We start from the raw sequence: 20899 nt of genomic DNA, 5'->3' as shown, positions 1-20899 counted from the left end.
TTCCTACCCTAAACCTAAAACTTGTTGTAAACGGTTTTGTAACATCATGCGCATTTCCATGGGGTCTTTTTGCAAAATATCTTCACCTGTGCGCCCTTCTGCTGCATTTTTCTGTGCAACCTGTAAACGCATACTCCAAAAACGACAAGCAGCCATTGCTAGAAAAATATCCAGACAAGCCAATTCATCTTGTGTCAGTGGGCGAATGCTTTGATAAGCACTTAAGAATGCCTCAGCTTTTTCTATATCCAAATGGGCTTGTGGATAAGCGGTACAGAAGTCATTGATACTAATTGCAATATCAAACAGCCATTCATCTTGATTCAGTTCATAAAAATCAAGAATGCCTTGTAATTGATTACCCTCAAACAAGGTATTATCCCGAAATAAATCGGAATGAATAAAGCCTATTGGTCGGTTTGGGTAGGTTTGCGTAATCACTGTAAATAAATGAAAGACCTGATTTAAAAGTTGTTGATCTACTTGAATCAATTGAGGACGTAATTGGCTTGCCACTTCTGACCAGTATTGATGATTGCGATTAAAATCACGTTCCAAAGGAAAGCCCTGCAAAGCCAAATGCAATTTTGCCTGCGCTTGGGCAATCGCCTGTACTTGCTTAATACTGGCTTCTTCAGGATGTTCCCCCATCAAGCGCGGTGCAATCTGAGCAGGTTTATCTGCAATGCTGTGAATTGCCTGACCATCATATTTTAATGGTACAGCCACAGGCACACCCGCCTTCCCTAAACAATCGAGTACTGGGACGAGTTCACCTGCCCCTTCAGCATCTAATTCTTCAAAAACTGTTAAAACATATTGTTTCTGTGATTGATCCACCAAAAAATAGTTGGTGTTTTGAATACCGCCTTGGATTGGAATCAGCTCAATGATCGCTAAACCATAAGGCTCAGCGAATGCTTGAACTTCTTCTAAACTCAACGGGGTATAAACCGACATGGAAAACCTGCAAAAAATAGCTGTGAAGTTTGATAGAATACCTGTTCCCTCCATGAAGGTGTAGCACCCCTTTCTTTATTGGCGATTTTTTGGAAAATTTTATGCTCGCAAAACGTATTATCCCTTGCTTAGATGTTGATAATGGTCGAGTCGTCAAAGGCGTTCAATTCCTTGATATTCGTGACGCAGGTGACCCTGTTGAAGTCGCACGTCGTTATAACGAACAAGGCGCCGATGAAATTACCTTTTTAGATATTACTGCTACCCATCATGGACGCGATACGACTTACCGTACGGTAGAACGTATGGCTGAAAGCGTGTTTGTCCCTTTAACTGTAGGTGGTGGTGTCCGTAAAGTTGAAGATATTCGTTTATTACTAAATGCGGGTGCTGATAAAGTCAGTATCAACTCGGCAGCAGTATTTACGCCTGAGTTTGTTCAAGAAGCTTCTCAACGTTTTGGCGCACAATGTATTGTGGTCGCAATTGATGCGAAAAAAACTGGCGAAAATAAGTGGGAAATCTTTACCCACGGTGGTCGTAAACCCACAGGAATCGATGCGATTGAATGGGCTGTGAAAATGGCTGACTTCGGTGCGGGCGAATTGCTGATTACCAGTATGGATGCCGATGGAACCAAAGCTGGTTATGACATAGCCTTGATGCGTCAAATCAATGATCGTGTCAATATTCCGACCATCGCATCAGGTGGCGTAGGCAATTTACAACATTTGGCTGACGGAATTTTGAAAGGCGGTGCAGATGCGGTACTGGCTGCCTCTATTTTCCATTTTGGTCAACATACCATTCCTGAAGCAAAACAATATCTTGCTGAGCAAGGGATTGAGATGCGTCTCTAAAGTCTATAACGGGCGTAGCTTTCAGTTACGCCTAAATCTTTAGCTGAAAAAATATGAATGAAACTTTAGTTTGGATTATTCTTTTTGGTTGTATAGGTCTGATTATCTATTGGCTCAAACATAAGGAGTCTGTTTTTCTCAGTGTTGTAATTTCTCTTATAAGTGTTCCCAGTATCATTTTTTTATACGTTTATGCTCATCAAATTTACTATTATTTTGCAGTGAATAACGCCAAGCAAGAACACCACTGTGGAATTTTTAATCAACACCAAAGCATTGAGCATTATTCAAAGAATGGTAATTGGACTCAAATACTATATGAGTTTAAAACAGAAGAAGGACAAATTTTTGTTTTTGCACGTAATCGTGCTGTTGCTAAAAATTTGCCAATCATGGCTCAAATTCAACCCAAACAGAAAATCTGTTTTCAATATTCACCAGAATTTTAAGATAGTGATGGACGTTACTTACTCACAGGTTTGAACTTACAAAACTAACAGGCAAAAAAATACCTTGCTGAGCAAGGTATGGAAACTGCGTTTATACAACGCTAGAGGGTAAACGTGAATTTTGTCATTTTGAAAATTCTGTGCATTTCAAATGCTTGAATCAAAATAGCTATAAAATGAACAAAAATATTGACATTAAAAACTCATTTTATTGACAATTCACGACATGACTCATGAAAGCATCGTCACGATTCGTCACAATGCTTATGCTTTATGGTCACATGTCGCATTTCCCTCTAAGCCACTGATTCTTGTTGCTCAGTTTCTGCTACAGGCGCTTTGACTAATTTTGGTTTTTGCTCAACCCATTTCGCTGGAAAAACCGACTCGATCGCTTGGGTCAATGCTTTTGAAAGTGGTGCAGGTAACGGTAGACCAAGTGGATTGGCTTCTTTTAAATCAGCCGAAGATACGACTCGCGTTCCCATCACATAATCAAACCATGGTCGCGTTACACACCAGTTAGCATCTTGATTCGAATTCATATGATGATCGTAATGCCAAGGAATGGTACGCTTTGCCCAATCAGGTTCTAAGTGAGCACGGCGATGTACATAATAATAATTTCCAGCACTATAAACTGCTGCCAACGACATCCCTTTTGAAAAGGGATAAAACACGATACTAGCTACACCTGCCGCAACAGCAAGTGACATTAATTCATTTCGAGTACGCCAGCTATCCAAACCTTCAACATAACAATCATCAGAAAACTCTTGCTTACGAACCTCACGATGATGTGCCCAATGCGATTCCATACTTTTTGGTACAGGACTGTAACGTGGCTGACCCGGACGATGTACACCGTGCAAAATATATTTATGAGCAAACCATTCAAATGCATTTGCAACTGCCAAACCTGCAATAAAACCCTTAATCATGGTTTTCTCCAAATGTTTCCTTATTTTTATTAAAGATATAAATTTTTGTAGGCGAAGTATTGACGATACGATATATTTATATTGACAAAACACGACAGAATAAGGAGTAGACAGGATGTCCCAACTCAAGAACTATACAGGCTCTGTTTATGGCGGATTAGGGCATTTATTAAAGGCTTATTGCGAAACAAAAAATATTGAAATTCCTGAGCAATTACAACAAGTCCAAAATCTTGAACGTTTTGATTACGTCATTTGGCGTGACTTACTTGAAGACCTTAATCGTTTAAATCCCAAGACAGGTTTAGGCTTAGAAATTGCAGAACACGTACAACCCAAACATTTAGGAATTATTGCTTATCTCGCACTGTCATGTGAAAACTTGGGCGAAGCATTGGCGCGTTATCATGATTTTCATCGCTTAATTTATGATGGCAGCCCTCTCGTCGTTGAATTTAACCCACCCTACGCATCAATCCGCTGGGAAGCTCCAGAACCCTACCCAACCCAATTAACAGATGAAATTGCAATTGCGCTGATGGTGCAATTCCTTAAGTTATTTATGTCAGGTGAAGATATCAATCTACACGAAGTGCATTTTGTGAATACCGCACCGAAAAACATTACGGTTTATGAGCAATATTTCCGTTGTAAAGTCCGTTTTGATCAGCCTAAAACTCAGCTACTTCTACCTGTTACCGAAGCCTTTAAGCCACTTCGAACAGGCGATCACACTTTACAGCAATTGTTGTTACAACAAGCTCAAGCTTTATTGGATAAGCTTCCCAATTCCACTCAACTCGATCAACGTCTACAACATGCAATTTTGACTGGATTACAAAAAAACCAATATCAAATCGATTTTATTGCAGAAAAATTAGGATTATCGGTAAGACAATTACAACGCCACTTACAACAGCAAAACACGACCTTTCAAGAACGTGTGCAACAAGTACGTTTTATGCTCGCAACAGAATATTTAAAAGATCCGCATTTAAGCTTACAAGAAATCGCATTATTACTTTGCTATTCTGAACAAAGCGCCTTTCAACGTGCTTTTAAAATTTGGACCAACCAAACACCACAACAATGGCGAAACAACAACATAACTTACAATTCTTAATAAAACTAAAGACACACTAACGGTTTCACAACAGATCATTTTTTTTTTACAGCATTTATACAAGAGCATATGCAGTTTTGTGAATTAATTCACATTTTCTTCACAAGGCTTAAACATATCCATAATAAATTTTGGATGCATACTTTTTTTATTTTTACAAAGATTTGGGTGATAACAATGAACAAATATTTAGCAGAATTTTTGGGAACCTTTTGGCTTGTTTTTGGTGGTTGTGGTAGTGCTGTTTTAGCAGCTGCATTTCCAGAACTTGGGATCGGCTTTTTAGGTGTTGCATTCGCATTTGGCTTAACTGTGCTTACTGGTGCGTATGCTTTTGGTCATATTTCTGGAGCGCATTTTAACCCTGCAGTCAGTGTGGGCTTATGGGTAGGTGGACGTTTAGAAGCAAAAGATTTAGCGCCTTATATTATTTCTCAAGTGATTGGTGCAACCTTTGCGGCATTTGTTTTATACATTATTGTGCAAGGCCAAGCAGGTTTTACAGGAACTAGAGGCTTCGCAACAAATGGCTATGCAGAACTCTCTCCAAACCATTTCTCTATCGCTTCAGCCTTTTTAATCGAAGTCGTTCTTACGGCCATCTTTCTGATCATTATTTTATTATCAACACATAAAAATGCGCCTGCAGGTTTTGCTCCAATTGCAATTGGTTTAACACTTACCGTCATTCATTTAATTAGTATTCCAGTCACGAATACCTCAGTAAACCCCGCACGTAGTACAGGTGTTGCCTTTTTTGCTGAGACAGCAGCGCTGAGTCAATTGTGGCTATTTTGGGTAGCTCCAATTTTAGGTGCGATCATTGGCGCAATTATTTATAAAGTCGTTGCAAGTGAAAAAAGTTAAGGTTTTAGAATAAAAAAACAGCCTTTTTCAGGCTGTTTTTTTATAGAAATGGATTTTCAATTTCTTGTTCTGGCTTACGCTCAATCTGTTCAGGTAAGCTCTGTGCTTCTAACACCATGACCACTTCGTTGATAAAACTTTGTAAAGCTTTCGCTGCCTTTAAACCTACTTGGTCTTTTGTGATTTGCAAATTGCCATATAGACTTACACAATCCGCCTGATTTTCTAGGGTCAAGTCATAAATTGCTGAGGACTCATCACCATGTTCAAAAGGTTTAAACATTGATTCCACTCCTTATCGCTCTCGTATACACCTATTGAGTTAAGCATAATCACATTAGAATAGCTGTGAAATTAGCGCAACAATTGTAAGAAATACTGAACCAATGCATCAATCAATTGCTTGATTAAAGCTTGTTTGGTTTCCTCATCAATCTGCGGCAAATTAGTCTCATCAGTTTGTGTCTTCCCAGAAGAGAATTGCTGCTGTTGCGCTTGAATACTTGCCGTAGTTGCTTCTTCAGCACATTGACTTTGTCTATCCCAACTCACATAGCTAATTTCTTTATTGGCTTTAACTTGTTGTGCTGATGTAGGCAATTGATAAACATTACGCTTTTGTTGTTCTGTAAGTTGTGGAAATAAATTAATTCCTAACTTTTCTTCTAAATAACAGATGCTCACCACTTTAACCTGTAATGAATCATTATTTGGTGCATAGTACGCACCAATAATCCCCTGTTTAGGTAAATACACTGCCTTATATACAGCAGTCGGTACAATCACACCACTACCAATGGTTTTTAAGCGCTTCGCTTCAAAAATTGGTCCAGTCACAACATAAGCATCTTTATGTTGTTTAGTCACAATAGAACGTACTGCTTCTTCGAGTTTACGCCAAACTTCCTGATTATTCTTCGGTGATTGCGGCACCATATTGGCTAAAGAAAAGCTGTCATGTTGTGCCGCAGTATTATTCATATCGCCATTCGGTGCCATATGTCCACGATCGTACCTAGAACCACGGTAGTCCGCTAACAATGCACGATGAGCGAGAGGCACTCGTGTTTCTTCGTGAAAACTATCTTCGCGTTTGATTTTAATACTTAAACGCTCTGGAGTAAGGTATTCCGCTGACCACAATGGTGTTTTTGAAATACCTGAATACATCACATTAAAATCATTAAAGCACAAAGCATAACTATCTTTTTTTAGACTTTCTTTTGTAAGTAAAGGAGGAACATCTCGATAAAATTGTTCTAAACAAGCACCATGACTCGATGGCAGAGGAATTAATTTAGAAATTTTTTCATTACCAAATGCAATCGCGAAACTGCCTGTTGCGATCAAAGCAAGAACAATTTTTCCAAAATTTTGGCTCAAAAAAGCAAATTGTGTTTTACTCTTTTTGGTTGTTTTCTTCGCCATAACTACATCAAAATCAATATGAATGCGAAGCTTAGCAATTCCATATTCAACTGTATATTGAGATAAAGCCAAGAACGACACTTTATGTCGCAAAACTGTTCACTTGATCACCAGATAATAAAAAAGGCACTCTAAAGTGCCTTTTTTGATGATTTTATGTTACCTAAATTTCAATTTGACTGCCCAACTCCACAACACGGTTGGTTGGAATTTGGTAGAAGTCACTCACAGGGCTAGTATTACGTTGCATTGAGATAAATAAGCGTTCACGCCACGGAGACATACCATCTCCCACACTATGGACAATACGATCACGTGAAATAAAGAAGCTAATTTGCATCAAGTCATATTCAAAGCCTAATTCCTCGTAAGCCTGAATCAAGGCTTTTGGCACATTAGGTTCATCTTTAAAACCATAGAAGATTTTGATGCGATAGAAATGTTCATTCAACGTTTCAACACTAATTCGCTCCTCTTGAGGAACAAATGGAACATCTTCAATCACAACAGTGACTAAAATATTACGCTCATGTAGTACTTTATTGTGCTTAATATTATGTAACATCGCATGCGGAACAACGTTAGGTGTTCCTGTTAAAAAGACTGCATCGCCTGGTACTCGATGAACATTGTCCCCAATACTTTTCACAAATAAATCGAGCGATAGAGTGTCATGTTCAAGCTTAGCAAAAGTAAGCTCACGCCCACGTTTCCACGTCATCAGGATCATAACCGCGACTGCACCGATCAATAACGGTACCCAACCACCTGAGAACATTTTTAATGATGCTGCTGCGACCAGTACGGATTCCAAAATAAAGAATGGAATAATCAACAGCATTACCTTTGGTAAGCTCCATTTCCATGCATAGTATATGAATACAGCAACCAAAATCGTGTCACATAACATGGTTAAGGTCACAGCCAAACCATACGCACTTGCAAGGTTTGAGCTGGTTTTAAAAATTAGAATTAAGATGACGATCGCGATCAGCAATAACCAATTCAGAAATGGCACATAAATTTGTCCTTCCTCAGAATCAGAAGTGTGTTTAATGCCTAAACGTGGTAAATAACCCAATTGGATTGCTTGACGTGCTAATGAGAAAACCCCAGAAATAACGGCCTGTGATGCAATCACAGCTGCCATCGTTGCCAAGATGATCATTGGGTATAAAGCCCAACTTGGGACTAATAAATAGAATGGATTTTCAATCGCCTCAGGGTTACGAAGTAACAGGGCACCTTGTCCAGCATAATTTAATACAAGGCAAGGTAACACTACACTAAACCATCCAAAACGAATCGGGCGAGGTCCAAAATGCCCCATATCTGCATATAAGGCTTCACCACCTGTTACTGTGAGTACAACTGCACCCATAATAAAAAATGACATTAAAGGATTGGCAAGAATAAATTGAATTGCCCAATGTGGACTCACCATCCCCAAGACAATCGGGGTCTGTATAACACTAGCAATACCTAAAATTCCTAAAGATAGGAACCAAAGTAAGGTAATTGGACCAAAGAATTTACCAACAAAGGCTGTTCCATGTTTCTGCATTAAAAACAGTGTTGTGACGATCACAATCGCAATCGGTATAATAAAGGGATCTAAAACATTCGTTGCAATAGATAACCCCTCCACTGCCGACAAGACTGAAATTGCAGGGGTAATGATGCCATCGCCAAAAAATAGTGACGCCCCTACAAAACCAATCGCGATCAAATAAATTTTCTTACTATCTGATATTTTGGCTTTACGTAGGTTCAAAGCCAATAAAGCCATGATCCCACCTTCACCGTTATTATCTGCACGCATCACAATAGCGATATATTTAATACTGATAATCAGCATTAAACACCAAAAGATAATGGACAAGATCCCTAATACATTTTCAGGTTGAATCCCTAAACCATGCGCTGCATGGAAGGATTCTTTCAATGCATAGAGAGGGCTGGTTCCAATGTCTCCAAACACTACCCCTAGAGCCGCCAACGCAGTGGCAGGCAATGCTGCTTTTTTTGCAGTACTTTGCATATATTGTCTTCAATATAGAACGTTATATTTCTCAATATTATCATTAGCCAAGAAGTTTTTCTGCAAATCTGTTCGACTACAACTTGGCAGTCTGCTTTTTTTTGGTTACTATCGCACACCTTGGTGAGGTGTCCGAGTGGCTTAAGGAGCACGCCTGGAAAGTGTGTATACGTTTGCGCGTATCGAGGGTTCGAATCCCTCTCTCACCGCCAAGTTTACTTTCTATGATATCTCATAGAGTCCTAAAAGCTTAAATCTAAAGGGTTTAGGCTTTTTTTATTGCCTTATGTTTTCCAATTGACCCTATTGAATCCTGATATAGTTGGGGGTATAACTGGGGGTAAAATAAATTCCCCCCATTTTTATACCCCCAAATTTCTACGGGAATCGTTGCAATGCTTACAGATGCTCAGGTCAGAAAGATCAAACCTGCTGAAAAGAAAACCAAATATTCTGATGAAAAAGGCATGTATTTAGAAGTTATACCTTCTTCAAATGATGTGAAGAGTAAGAATCCATTTAAAAAACACTAATACCTCCCCTCGGTGGCTCCCACTTTTTCCCTCCCCCTAATGTTAGAGTCGCACAATTATAAACATCTTGCAGGAAATTTCTGCGTGATAACTCTGTAAAACCTGTTTGACTAATTAGTGTTTCTCTTAGCGGATGGTGACTAGTAATTAAATATTCATTTCGCTTATGCAATCGCTCTAATAAACTTACTGATGGTAAACGATCAAATTTCCCTCGATGCCCCCTGTTACATTCTGTGCAGGACAACACAAGATTTGCTACACCATTAATAGGCTTTTGAATGTCGCACTCTCGGAGTTTGTGTGGAAAAAAATGATCTACATCTGCTGAGTGCTCAAGCAATTGCTCAATCGTAATTGGTACAAAACAATAAAAACATCTACTCTTTTGGTAGCCATTTAAAGCAGATTTAGCTGACGTGACGTTAACTCTTCTTATTCTATTATCAGCAACCAAAATTCCTTGATCATCATGTTGAATCTGCACTAAATGCTTAGGTAAATTCATATCCCATGCTGTTTCAACTAAACGCCATCTTGATTCAGTTTCATCAATTAGATCTTGAGAATTTTGTATTTCAAATAACTGAAAAATTTCATCTGTTAAAATGATGCCTCCATGGGTTTTTCGAGCATCCACGAAGAATCTTTCTGGAAGTTCCTGTCTGTGTACATTATGAAAAGCATCAATCACATTAACAAAACCATATAGAACTGTTTTTGCTGTAAGTGTTTGCTGATCAATTTCACCAGTATTAAAGTCACGACAAAAATCTAAAAATTTACTTGAGCTTGATGTTGCTTGCTTATCAACTAACTTTAAATGTTCACAGATATGTCGACTAAATGGCTCCGCAAGCTGGTCAAGCGTGACAACTGTGCCACCATCTTCTTTTAATTCATAAAGCGCTTTAGCAAATGCGAATTTATAAGAAGCAACGTTACGACCGAATAAAATAATGGCACGCCAATAGTTTTCAAGAGATGGTTCAATTTCATAAAACTCAGACATAAGACATCCCTGAAAGTTTATAGTTTATTTTTTTGAATTAGAATATTTAACCATTCCTCAGTACGAGAAGGACGCTTGTCTACAGTAATCCACTGTTGGATTAAAGTTAAGTTATTAAACCCATTTAATAATCTGTCAGCTTGAGCTTCATTCAAATCGGTAAAATAACGTCCATCCTTCTCCCGATCCTGATCACCATATTTAAATGACATATAGATCACCCCATAGAGTCTAAGTGCCTTTAGCATTCGTTGAATGACATCTACCAATCGATTTCGATCACAATGTAATAAGGATGCACATGCCCAAATACCATCATAATGTTCAACTTCATTCAGATCATAAAAACTTTGATATTTAACTTTTATTCCCGTTAGTATTATCGCCTTTTTAACAAGCTCTTCCGAATAGTCCATGGCTTCAACCTGATAACCTTTATTTTTAAAACCCAAACTATCTCGCCCAGAACCGCACCCTAAGTCTAATATTCTTGCATTAGGTGATAGTAGTTGTAGAAACGGTTGATACAAACTTTCCATATCGACGTTAAAAGTAGATTCTGCAAAGTGATCTGCATGAGTATTGTAATAATCTATTGTTTTCATTTAAGACAATTATGACCGTAATTTAACTTAGTCTACTAAAAAACAAAAATATAAGGGAGTAAAAGCTCCCATTACTATCGCTTTTCCAACTTAGACTCTATCCACTGATGGATTTCCCAAGCTGACCAACTATCACCCCATACAAGCTGAGGAAATGCAGGGTCGTCATACTTTGATTCCTTTATTTATACGTTGAATACTTGAATCAAAACTGGCAAAAATTCTACAATCAAATTAAATTTATCTATTTGCTCATTTTTTCGCTTGTTTTTTTAATTAGATTCTGTAAAATTCTCGCCACGTTGCCGGCATAGCTCAGTTGGTAGAGCAACTGACTTGTAATCAGTAGGTCCACAGTTCGAATCCGTGTGTCGGCACCATTATTAAACCTCATAACGCTTTATGAGGTTTTTTAGTTTTTATAATTGCATATTAAAATGCGGACTTAACCGCACTCACCTGAACATAATGAACTAAACCATCTTCGAAAAGTTTTCGACACAATCTCGCTGTCATTGCGATTTTTAATTGTGCCAAGTCAACGTGTTTTTTCTCAGTTCCCTTATTTTTAATATATTCAGCAAAGCCATTTAAAACAGGTTCAGAAAAATCCTGAATGACTATCTCAGTAAATCCCTGTTGTATTAAGTTTTGAGTGAGTTGTTGCTCATCCATTAAATTTTGCCAATTCATATCAGCACTTTTAAGCACATAACGATATTGTTGTTTTTTTAAATTTGAACTCTCTCGCCAAGCATCTGACCACATTAAATAATGAAAAGCGATGCGACCTTGTGAATTCAAAATTGGGGACACTGAATTAAGAAATGAATTCAAATCACTGTGGTAAGCCGCATCAATACAGACAATCACATCAAATGAATTTAAAAAATGCTGTTGATTTAAATTCAAAAAATTTTCACAGTAAATTTGAACTTGTGGGAGTTGTTTTCGAATTCGTTTGACGCAATCCGCTTGTAATTCAACTGCACTTAACTGTTCAAGTTGATACTGTTTAAGCCAGTGCAATAGACTTGCACCTTGCCCACAACCAAGATCTAACACTTTATCGTCTTTTTTGAGTTGAACAGAAGTAGCGATTTGATCAGCTAGACTTTGGCAAGCCTGTGGATAATCATGATGCTGGTCTTGCCAATAGCCTAAATTACTCCAAGCAAGTAGAGAATCATCTCCTAGACGTTTTGCATCAATTGCATATTTATGTCCGAAAACTTTCTCAATCAATCTTTGCTTGAAGTAAGCCATATTTAATAACCAAGTTCAGGTGCAACTGTAACTTTTGGTTTAAGCCCAACGAAAGGTAATGGTGCGCCTAAGATTTCAGAAATATGCATTGCAGAAGTGACTGCTGACTCTAAAATTGGCAAACCATCACATGACCATGAACCGCAATAGAACACTTTACGATTTAAATCTAAATGGCGTTCCTGGATTTGTTTATTCAATGCAACCGTTTCAGAGTCGACAACAGCACGTGTGAGTTGCACCTTAGATATAATTTTCTTAGGATCAATATCAATCACAGGACACCATGTTTGGAATACGGCATTTTTGCCAACCAAGCTTGGTTCAATCGAGTTAATCCACACGGTAAATTGCTGGCGACTAAAATTCCGATCCATCATATAGCTCAACACTGCCCAATCTTTACGGCGTTGCGGCATCACGATTGGATCTGTGTGAATAACCAAATCACCCTGTTCAAAACGGAACTTTTTCAATAGTGCGAGATCATCTGCAAATTGTGGTTGCTTCAAGAAATTTTCAATCACAGGCGTTGGTGTTGCGATCACGACTCGATCGAATAATTGGCTTTCGCCTTGCTCATTTTCTACCAAAATTTTATCGCCTTGCTCCTCGACTTTATGAACAGGTGAACCACTATGGATTGCAATACCCTCAATTAAACGATTTACTAAAGCAGGTGTTCCACCTTTCATTCTTAATAAGGCTTCACCTTCTGTGAGTTGGCGAATAAATTCTAATAGGGGCTTGGCTGGCCACTCACCAATCGTCTTTGGATGACATGTACAAATCGTATAAAGAACAGGCATTACTGTCCCATGCCAAAACACTTCTTCAATATGATATTGATTCATGAATTCGGCTAAGGTGATGTCTTGATTCTCTGATTTGAAAAATTGATGTACGGCAGTTTTTAATTGCAACATGCCTTTGACTAAACGCCAACCATATTGCTGTATGCCTTTACGGTTATTAATAATTGGGAAATTACCAATACGGCTGCGAGAAGTGGTCAACCAAGTATCTGTTTTATCTTCAAATAGCCAACTACAGGCCATAAATGTGCGTACTGGAAAAGTTTCTATTCCCAAATAGCTGGCTAAACTTAAGGTATTTTTCCAAAGTTTTGGGTTCATCACACGTAATGGTGCGTCAATTAAGCCCCCATCAAAGTCTATACTGTGACTGTCCATGCCGCGCCCAGCAAGTGCTTCGAATATCGTTACGTTATGTCCTGCATCATGTAGGATTCTGGCTGAGGCAAGTCCTGCCATACCACTGCCGATAATTGCAATATCCAAAATTATGTCCCATCAGTTGATGATTTTTCTTGATTATGACTGATAGTTAACCTAAATACGGTATTAAAAAATACCAGATTCTGCATTTAAGCTAGACTTTTGTCTTAATGTGGCCATTCACTTATTGTTACATTTTAACACACTTCTTATTTTAAGCTTAACTCAATGATAATATTAACTATATTGTCTTACACATTAAATAAATATACAGAACATTCTTTATTTTTCCATTTTTACCCTGTTAGGGGCTTTGCAAAGCAAAAATTTAGCGCTATTCTGATTAAACAATAATCAGAACCGAGTCACATAATAAACTGGATAATAATAAGTGACCTAATATTAAAAAAATCAATAGAGAACCTTATAGCGAAAGCCCATAACTCTAAAGGAGTTATGGGCTTTCTTATATGCAATCAAAATCAGGATAAATTAGCGATCCATCACACCAAATTTACCACGATTGAAATCATTGATTGCATCCATGATTTCAGCCTTATTGTTCATCACAAATGGACCATAACCCTCAATAGGCTCATTTAAAGGTTGGCCTGTTAAAACCAAGAATTTACTGTCCTGCTCTGCTTGGATCTTAAAATCAATCTGTTCACGGCTGAGCACCACCAAGCTTGGAGCCTCTATCGTTTGCTCATCATTTAAAATCAGCTCACCAGAAAGTAGCACCAACAATGTTGTATGACCTTCGGCCACATAAAATGTGTGTGCTTGACCCGCCACAATTTTACCATCCCAAACATTGACCGGACTGAACGTTGTAGCTGCACCAATTGTCTCTTGATATTGCCCAGCAATCACACGTAATTCACTCCCTACATCATCTAAGTGAATACTTTGGATATCTGTTGCTTCAATGGCTTGATATTTTGCAGGCGTCATTTTCGAATGAGCTGGCAAATTTACCCATAATTGCACCATTTCAAACAAACCACCTTGATGAGCAAATTCAGGGGAATGAAATTCTTGATGTAGAACACCACCTCCAGCTGTCATCCATTGCACATCACCAGCTTTAATTGTGCCACCGCCACCACTTGAATCCTTATGTGTCACTTCACCTTGATAGGCAATCGTCACGGTCTCAAAACCGCGGTGCGGATGCGTACCAACTCCTTGTTGAGCAGTTGTTGGTTCAAAACGGTACGGCGCTGCATAATCTAAAAGTAAAAATGGACTAATCGTTTGTCCCAAACGATCATAAGAAAACAAGTTGTACACAGGGAAACCATCACCGACCCAGTGCATGTTTTTATTTTGATAGATGCCAAGAACTTTCTTCATTTAGTTTCTCCTATTCAGGTAGAAATTCTTTTCTAAAGACTCATTTTACGCCTTGATGATCAACGCTTATAGATATGGATTAACAACACATTATTCCATAAACAGGACAATCCTAAATTTAATACACAATTAAGTAATATATTAAAACCATCATCCTATTTTCAGTATTGTTAATCTCAATATTTAGACTTCATCACTCTCTAGAATTTCACTAGCATCATTTCAGGTAATAGGAAAAAGATGCTTTTTTTTCATATTTATTTTTAACAAAAACTTGAGGATGCAAAAATGGGAAAAGGCTATATTCGTTTAGATAAAGACAATGCTGCCGTACTTTTAGTTGACCATCAAACAGGTCTACTTTCACTGGTTCGTGATATTGATCCAGACAAATTTAAAAATAATGTATTAGCGCTGGCTGATGCAGCCAAATACTTCAATCTCCCCACCATTCTCACCACCAGTTTTGAACATGGTCCAAATGGTCCTTTAGTTCCAGAACTCAAAGAAATATTTCCTGATGCACCGTATATTGCTCGTCCTGGTCAAATTAATGCATGGGATAATCCTGACTTTGTTCAAGCTGTAAAAGCAACAGGGAAAAAACAATTGATTATTGCGGGTGTGGTCACAGAAGTATGTGTCGCATTTCCTGCGCTTTCCGCGCTAGCAGAAGAGTTTGAAGTTTTTGTAATTACCGATGCATCTGGAACATTTAATGCATTAACACGCGATGCTGCTTGGGATCGTATGTCCAAAGCCGGCGCGCAACTCATGACATGGTTTGGAATGGCATGTGAACTTCATCGCGACTGGCGTAACGATATTGAAGGTTTAGGCGCTTTATTTTCCAATCATATTCCTGATTACCGCAATTTGATCAACAGCTACGTTCAAAATACGTCACAAAAATAAATCGTTCACTGAAGATTAGAAGTGTTGATGCTATTCTAATCTTCATCTCATTATAGGACTGAATTTGTCTTGATCAATTCATTTGATGACTTTCATTATTTTTACTTGGTCGTGAAACATGGCGGATTTAGTGCTGCCAGTGAAGCAGAAAATATCAGTAAATCCAAACTCAGTCGCCGCATTATTGATTTGGAAAATAAGTTTAATGTCAATCTGATCCAACGAACGACACGCCATTTCAAAGTGACAGAATTAGGGCAAGAGTTTTATGAAGAATGTTGTAAGGTGATTGCACAAGTTGAATGCGCAGAAAATGTGTTGCTAAAACAAAAAAGTGAGCCACAAGGTCTGATTAAGATCAGTTGTCCTCCCCTCATGATGCATTTTCAGATCAGAAAATTACTGAATCAATTTTTAAAAGATTATCCAAAAGTTGAAATTTCTTTAGAGCTGACGAGCCGCCGCGTTGATATTCTACATGATGATATTGATATTGCGATCCGAACAAACTTTGAACCAAATCAAGACTCGAGCTTAATTGTGCGAGATGTAATTCGAACTGAGCATTGTCTGGTTGCTGCTCCAGAATTATTACAAGGTCAACAAATTCGACATTATTCAGAATTACAACATTTTCCAAGCGTAGCTTTAGGGACTCAAAAAAATCAATATTTTTGGCGTCTATGCCATGTAGAAAATGATGAAACCGTTGATATACCTTACCATCCACGCATAAAAAGCAATGATTTGGCAGGCGTTTATTATGCTGTTCGTGATAGTTTAGGTATCGCAGACCTGCCTTATTTAACCGTTCAGGCTGATATTCAAAAAGGACACCTTATCCATATCCTGCCCGAATGGAAATCAAATCGGGGCATCGTTCAATTGGTATACGCATCCCGTAAAGGACAACGTCTTGTGCTTGAAAAACTTATCGAAACGTTAATAGACGGTCTTCGGGAATTGGCAAAAACTGACAATGGTTATGCTTTGTAATATAAAATTAAACATATTTTTAAAAATAAAAAAAGGCATGAAACCAAGTTCATGCCTTTTTTGAATCAGAAGATTTAAAACGGTAAATCATCATCTAAATCAGCAGGGGCTGTCGCAGGCTGAGGTGCTGATTTTGGTGTATTAAAACCATTACCTGCTTGTGGACTACCTGCATAATTACCTTGATTACCGCCAGCAAAACCACCGCCCTGACCATAACTATTTTGGTTGTTGTTATAACCCGTATTTTGGTAACCACCACCTTGATTATTATTGTTATTAAAACGTGGTTGATTAAAGTCACCGCCGCCTTGTTCACTTTGTTGACGCGTATCTAACATCTGCATTTGATCGCCACGAATTTCAGTACTGTAACGCTCTTGACCGTTTTGATCTGTCCATTGACGAGTACGTAATGAACCTTCGATATAAACTTTTGAACCTTTACGCAAATATTGCTGTGCAATTTCGCCTAAACGGTTATGTAACACAATACGATGCCATTCTGTTTGTTCTTTACGCTCGCCTGTATTTTTATCTGTCCAAGACTCACTTGTTGCAATCGAAAATTGAGTCAGGGATCCACCATTTGGAAAAGTTTTTGTTTCAGGATCTTTACCCAAAGTACCTACTAAAATAACTTTATTCACACCACGCATTAGCTGTCTTCATCCTATGTATTTCTATGTTTTACTTTATAAGAGTTATGTTTAAATGGCTACCTCTTTGCCAATCAAGTGCGTTAAATCTTGTCGCCCAGCATCATCTATACACTGTTTATCGACTTTAATATAAGCAACTTGTTGTTCAGGCATCACCACGACTTCTTCAATACCACGAATTGCCAACAATTTTGAAGTCCATTCATCCGTTTGTGTCATTTGAGGTAGAGGCAACACAATTGAAGACAAATAACGAGGTTGAGCCAGCCCAAAACTGACCAACAACCAAAGTATAGCAATCCCAGAGAGGACACTCCAGCCAAGTGCAGTATTCTGTAACATCAAAAGCTGTCCGCCCAAAGTACCACCGAAAAAAGCACCTAAGAATTGGCTACTGGCATTTATTCCCATCGCGGTTGCTTTAGATTGAATAGGTGCAACTTTCGATAACCAAGATGGTAATAACGCTTCCATGACATTGAAGGCAATAAAGAAAATACCAAGCCCTGCGAGCAATACATATTTCGATTCATAACCAAAAATAAGAATCAGTAAACCCACAATAATTCCAGCAATTGCTGACAAGAAAATACCGCGCATTTTGCGATATTTTTCAGCAATAATAATACTTGGAAAAGCAAAGAACAGACTCAAGAGCAATAATGGCAAATAAATCAAACCATGTTTTGCCAGTGGAATTTGTGCATATTCAATCAACTGAGAAGGAATATAAATAAACATTGCCGTGAGCAATAAGTGCAGAGAAAAAACAGAGACATGTAAGCGATTCAAATCGCCCATTTGAATGACTTGTTTCAACTGCGATAAATAACCTTGTTGGAAATTACGATGATGTCGTGTGACTTTAGGCACGAGCAATAACATCAAAATCGCAGCCAATCCCATAATCGTTGTCACGAAAAATAGCCCAGAAATACCGACTAAGCTAGTGAGCCAAGGCCCTAAACTAAATGCCACCACGAAAGACAAGCCAATACTCATCCCCATCGCTGCCATGGCTTTGGTCCGCTGCTCTTCACGAGTCACATCGGCCAGTAAAGCCATTACTACGGCTGAAACTGCACCAGCACCTGCAATTGCACGACCAATAATCACACCATAAATTGTGTCAGATAAACCTGCTATCGCACCACCAATCGCAAATAAGAGCAAACCAAGTACAACCAATGGTTTACGACTAAAACGATCAGCCAACAAACTAAATGGAATCTGCAAAATTGCTTGTGTTAAACCATAGACCCCTACAGCTAAACCAATGAGGGCAGGCGTGGCATATTGATAAGATTGTCCTGCCACTGAAAAGACAGGAATAATCATGAACAAACCCAACATGCGTAAGGCAAAAATGCTGCTTAAGGCAAAAGTTGAACGGCGTTCTAAAGCATTCATTATTGATAAGACACTATAACTGGCTTAGCGAATTATAAGCGATTCGCTTAACAAGGTTGTAAGTAGATTATGAAAAACACAATCTTTAGGAGAAAAAATAAAGGAGCAAATAGTGCTCCTTTATTTAAAATATACCACTTAGCTGAAAATAAGCTTAAGAAGCTTGCTGTTCTCGCTTGCTATATTGAATAGATGCGATCACGGCCCAAACGATAAAGGCAACCCCGATCAGGCCCGTTACAACTTCGGGTACATGTAAACCTGTACCACTTGCGATCATGATAAATGCTAAGGCACCAATCGCATAATGCGCACCATGTTCCAAGAAAATATAAGCATCCAACGTGCCCTTTTCAACAAGATAGATGGTCATTGAACGGACAAACATTGCACCAATCGCAAGACCTAACATGATAATGACAACATCACTGGTAATCGCGAATGCACCGATCACACCATCAAAACTGAACGATGCATCTAGAACTTCAAGATATAAAAAACCACCAAAACCAGCTTTCACGACACCTGAAGCAGCCCCATTTGCATCATGCGTAATCGCATTACCATTTTCATCAATCTCTGGCTCACCACCGAGGAGATGACTAAGCACCTGTACGCCAATATATACGACAATACCCCAGATCCCTGCCATGGTCACAGCCAAACGTACAGACTCTTCAACATTGGCTGCCATAATAATCATGGCAATCAATGCGAGAAAAACAGACATTGCTGGCACACTAGCTAAATTTGCTAATTTTGCTTCTAACCACTTAAACCAATGCGTTTCTTTACCATCATCAAAGAAGAAGTTTAAAAACACCATTAATAGGAAAGCACCACCAAACGCTGAAATTTCAGCATGATGTGCCATTAAACGCTCTGAATAGGTTTTTGGATCATTCAATGCCATTTTAGCGACTTCAATCATGCCCATATCTGCCGTCACAGCAACAATAACGACAGGGAAAATCAAACGCATACCAAACACGGCGATTAGAATACCCACCGTTAAAAAAATCATTTTCCAGAAATGATCCCAATTACGTAATACCGAAGCATTTACCACAGCATTATCAAAGGATAGCGAAACTTCCATTACTGCCAAGATCGCAGTAATCGTTAATGCTTTAAGCATCGTAGCTACGCCTGCTTCAGGGCCATGCGTGTAGCCCCAATAGGCAGATAGTGCTAAGCACACTACCGTAAAGAATATAGAAAAACGAAAATGCTTCATGAACAGCCTTATGCGAAATCGTTGAGTTATAAAAATGTAGCTATTGTAGGCGAGTTTCGACCCAAAAAGAGAAAAGATTGTTGGACTTGTTTGGCAAAAGAAACCATCCAAACCAGACTCTGTTATAGTGCTGAAAGATTTCTTTTATATGTACTTTAATAGGTTCATTTCATGACGTTTTCTCAAGATGTATGGCAACGTAATCACGATTTATATCAAAAAATATTAACTTTACCATTCAATCAAGAACTAGCTACAGGGACGTTGGATCTTAAAGCATTTTGTCATTATGTAATTCAAGATGCTCACTATTTACTAGCTTATGGTCGTGCGCTTGCTGTAGCTGCTGCAAAAGCCTATGAAGCAGATGATGTGATTCAATTTTCTGAAGCAGCAAAAATTGCGATTATTGTAGAACGTAGCCTGCATAGTGATTTTATGCAGGAATTTGATATCAGCAAGGCTGAGTTTGAAAGCACACCATTAACACTTGCCTGCCACCATTATACCTCTTTCCTAACCGCAACGGCTTGGTCAGAAAGTTATCCTGTGATCTTGGCAGCATTGCTTCCCTGTTTTTGGATTTATGCTGAGGTTGGTAAAGACATCGTGAACCAATCTGTCCCGAATAATCCATATCAAGCATGGATTGATACCTATGCAGGTGAAGAGTTTAATACAGCGGTTCGAAATGTAATTACAACTGTAGATAAAGTGGCGGCACGATGTGATCAAGATACCTTAGAAAAAATGCATGCAGCCTATACTATGGGCGCTAAATTAGAATGGTTGTTTTGGGACAGCGCATATCAACAACGTCAATGGTTAGGTTTGGATCAAGCTTAATCGCCTATCAGATCTTCATTTACATTTTTCACAGACATAAAAAAGCCCCTCATGGGGGCTTAGTCGTATATCGTATTGTCCGATATACTGTATGAGGCTCATCTCAAACTGGTTGCATTAAAACATAAATCAGATCGAGTGAATACCTTTA

General features: G+C 38.5%; 20 protein-coding genes, 2 tRNA genes and 2 pseudogenes. 10 read left to right on the top strand and 14 right to left on the bottom strand.

The genetic code is table 11. The features are described from left to right. Window positions 1-3: 3 nt before the first annotated feature. A complete protein-coding gene (locus IEV17_RS08955) occupies window positions 4-960 on the bottom strand; it encodes a homoserine kinase (RefSeq protein ID WP_004659984.1) in 957 nt (318 codons plus the stop codon). A gap of 101 nt (window positions 961-1061) precedes the next feature. Here IEV17_RS08955 and hisF point away from each other — a divergent pair, with 101 nt between their 5' ends. Both hisF and IEV17_RS08945 read left to right on the top strand, forming a co-directional pair. Beyond that, window positions 1062-1820: an imidazole glycerol phosphate synthase subunit HisF gene (gene hisF, locus IEV17_RS08950; RefSeq protein WP_004659983.1), complete on the top strand. Its 759-nt coding sequence runs from the start codon at window positions 1062-1064 to the stop codon at window positions 1818-1820. Between the two features lie 53 nt (window positions 1821-1873). Next, entirely contained in the window at window positions 1874-2269 is a 396-nt protein-coding gene (locus IEV17_RS08945; RefSeq protein WP_004659982.1) for a hypothetical protein, read from the top strand. Window positions 2270-2565: 296 nt separating this feature from the next. On the opposite strand, the gene IEV17_RS08940 is transcribed toward IEV17_RS08945, so the two are convergent. Further along, window positions 2566-3210: a sterol desaturase family protein gene (locus IEV17_RS08940; protein ID WP_004659980.1), complete on the bottom strand. Its 645-nt coding sequence runs from the start codon at window positions 3208-3210 to the stop codon at window positions 2566-2568. A 115-nt stretch (window positions 3211-3325) separates the two neighbouring features. Here IEV17_RS08940 and IEV17_RS08935 point away from each other — a divergent pair, with 115 nt between their 5' ends. Continuing rightward, window positions 3326-4333: an AraC family transcriptional regulator gene (locus tag IEV17_RS08935; RefSeq protein ID WP_004659979.1), complete on the top strand. Its 1008-nt coding sequence runs from the start codon at window positions 3326-3328 to the stop codon at window positions 4331-4333. A gap of 177 nt (window positions 4334-4510) precedes the next feature. Then, window positions 4511-5200 (top strand): aquaporin Z, encoded by a 690-nt coding sequence (gene aqpZ, locus IEV17_RS08930; protein WP_004659976.1) that lies wholly within the window; start codon window positions 4511-4513, stop codon window positions 5198-5200. 40 nt (window positions 5201-5240) lie between these two features. On the opposite strand, the gene IEV17_RS08925 is transcribed toward aqpZ, so the two are convergent. The 3 genes from IEV17_RS08925 to IEV17_RS08915 form a co-directional block, all read right to left on the bottom strand. After that, a complete protein-coding gene (locus IEV17_RS08925) occupies window positions 5241-5483 on the bottom strand; it encodes a hypothetical protein (RefSeq protein ID WP_004659975.1) in 243 nt (80 codons plus the stop codon). A 71-nt stretch (window positions 5484-5554) separates the two neighbouring features. Continuing rightward, window positions 5555-6628: a DNA/RNA non-specific endonuclease gene (locus IEV17_RS08920; RefSeq protein WP_034601006.1), complete on the bottom strand. Its 1074-nt coding sequence runs from the start codon at window positions 6626-6628 to the stop codon at window positions 5555-5557. A 163-nt stretch (window positions 6629-6791) separates the two neighbouring features. Next, window positions 6792-8669, bottom strand: a complete 1878-nt coding sequence (locus tag IEV17_RS08915) for a potassium transporter Kup (RefSeq protein ID WP_004659972.1) — start codon at window positions 8667-8669, stop codon at window positions 6792-6794. Window positions 8670-8791: 122 nt separating this feature from the next. Between IEV17_RS08915 and IEV17_RS08910 the strand changes: the two genes are divergently transcribed. Together IEV17_RS08910 and IEV17_RS08905 are read left to right on the top strand one after the other, a co-directional pair. Then, window positions 8792-8881, top strand: a tRNA-Ser gene (locus IEV17_RS08910). 183 nt (window positions 8882-9064) lie between these two features. Then, window positions 9065-9160, top strand: a pseudogene (locus IEV17_RS08905) (Arm DNA-binding domain-containing protein); the annotation flags it as partial. A 28-nt stretch (window positions 9161-9188) separates the two neighbouring features. Here IEV17_RS08905 and IEV17_RS08900 read toward each other — a convergent pair. From IEV17_RS08900 to IEV17_RS17330, 3 genes and pseudogenes are all read right to left on the bottom strand, one after another. Beyond that, a complete protein-coding gene (locus IEV17_RS08900; RefSeq protein ID WP_004659969.1) occupies window positions 9189-10214 on the bottom strand; it encodes an HNH endonuclease family protein in 1026 nt (341 codons plus the stop codon). Between the two features lie 17 nt (window positions 10215-10231). Beyond that, complete coding sequence (locus IEV17_RS08895) at window positions 10232-10819, bottom strand: class I SAM-dependent methyltransferase (RefSeq protein WP_004659966.1); 588 nt, start codon at window positions 10817-10819, stop codon at window positions 10232-10234. Window positions 10820-10893: 74 nt separating this feature from the next. Continuing rightward, window positions 10894-11001, bottom strand: a pseudogene (locus IEV17_RS17330) (AlpA family transcriptional regulator); the annotation flags it as partial. A 122-nt stretch (window positions 11002-11123) separates the two neighbouring features. Here IEV17_RS17330 and IEV17_RS08890 point away from each other — a divergent pair. Continuing rightward, window positions 11124-11199 (top strand) — tRNA-Thr (locus tag IEV17_RS08890). A gap of 52 nt (window positions 11200-11251) precedes the next feature. Here IEV17_RS08890 and IEV17_RS08885 read toward each other — a convergent pair. The 3 genes from IEV17_RS08885 to IEV17_RS08875 form a co-directional block, all read right to left on the bottom strand. Further along, window positions 11252-12085, bottom strand: a complete 834-nt coding sequence (locus tag IEV17_RS08885) for an SAM-dependent methyltransferase (RefSeq protein WP_004659964.1) — start codon at window positions 12083-12085, stop codon at window positions 11252-11254. 2 nt (window positions 12086-12087) lie between these two features. Further along, window positions 12088-13386: an FAD-dependent oxidoreductase gene (locus tag IEV17_RS08880; protein WP_004659962.1), complete on the bottom strand. Its 1299-nt coding sequence runs from the start codon at window positions 13384-13386 to the stop codon at window positions 12088-12090. A gap of 429 nt (window positions 13387-13815) precedes the next feature. Next, a complete protein-coding gene (locus tag IEV17_RS08875; RefSeq protein WP_004659960.1) occupies window positions 13816-14682 on the bottom strand; it encodes a pirin family protein in 867 nt (288 codons plus the stop codon). 288 nt (window positions 14683-14970) lie between these two features. Between IEV17_RS08875 and ycaC the strand changes: the two genes are divergently transcribed. Together ycaC and IEV17_RS08865 are read left to right on the top strand one after the other, a co-directional pair. Beyond that, a complete protein-coding gene (gene ycaC / locus IEV17_RS08870; RefSeq protein WP_004659957.1) occupies window positions 14971-15597 on the top strand; it encodes an isochorismate family cysteine hydrolase YcaC in 627 nt (208 codons plus the stop codon). A 69-nt stretch (window positions 15598-15666) separates the two neighbouring features. Continuing rightward, window positions 15667-16593, top strand: a complete 927-nt coding sequence (locus tag IEV17_RS08865; RefSeq protein WP_004659955.1) for a LysR substrate-binding domain-containing protein — start codon at window positions 15667-15669, stop codon at window positions 16591-16593. A 74-nt stretch (window positions 16594-16667) separates the two neighbouring features. Here IEV17_RS08865 and ssb read toward each other — a convergent pair whose 3' ends face one another. The 3 genes from ssb to IEV17_RS08850 all read right to left on the bottom strand — a co-directional run bounded on the left by ssb (window position 16668) and on the right by IEV17_RS08850 (window position 19902). Further along, window positions 16668-17252 carry a single-stranded DNA-binding protein gene (ssb, locus tag IEV17_RS08860; protein ID WP_004659954.1) on the bottom strand — a complete coding sequence of 195 codons (585 nt, stop codon included), beginning with the start codon at window positions 17250-17252 and terminating at the stop codon, window positions 16668-16670. A gap of 51 nt (window positions 17253-17303) precedes the next feature. Then, on the bottom strand, window positions 17304-18668 hold the full coding sequence (locus tag IEV17_RS08855) for an MFS transporter (RefSeq protein WP_034600843.1): 1365 nt from the start codon (window positions 18666-18668) through the stop codon (window positions 17304-17306). A 151-nt stretch (window positions 18669-18819) separates the two neighbouring features. After that, the gene (locus IEV17_RS08850; protein ID WP_004659950.1) at window positions 18820-19902 is read right to left on the bottom strand and encodes a DUF475 domain-containing protein; all 1083 of its coding nucleotides are present in this window, start codon (window positions 19900-19902) and stop codon (window positions 18820-18822) included. Window positions 19903-20073: 171 nt separating this feature from the next. Here IEV17_RS08850 and tenA point away from each other — a divergent pair, with 171 nt between their 5' ends. Further along, entirely contained in the window at window positions 20074-20748 is a 675-nt protein-coding gene (tenA, locus tag IEV17_RS08845) for a thiaminase II (protein WP_004659948.1), read from the top strand. Window positions 20749-20899 lie beyond the last annotated feature (151 nt).

Origin of the sequence: Acinetobacter modestus, from assembly GCF_014636095.1 — a bacterium.
Classification (GTDB): domain Bacteria; phylum Pseudomonadota; class Gammaproteobacteria; order Pseudomonadales; family Moraxellaceae; genus Acinetobacter; species Acinetobacter modestus.
The sequence above is the reverse complement of the archived record's forward strand: the minus strand, read 5'-3'. Positions and strand labels throughout refer to the sequence as shown.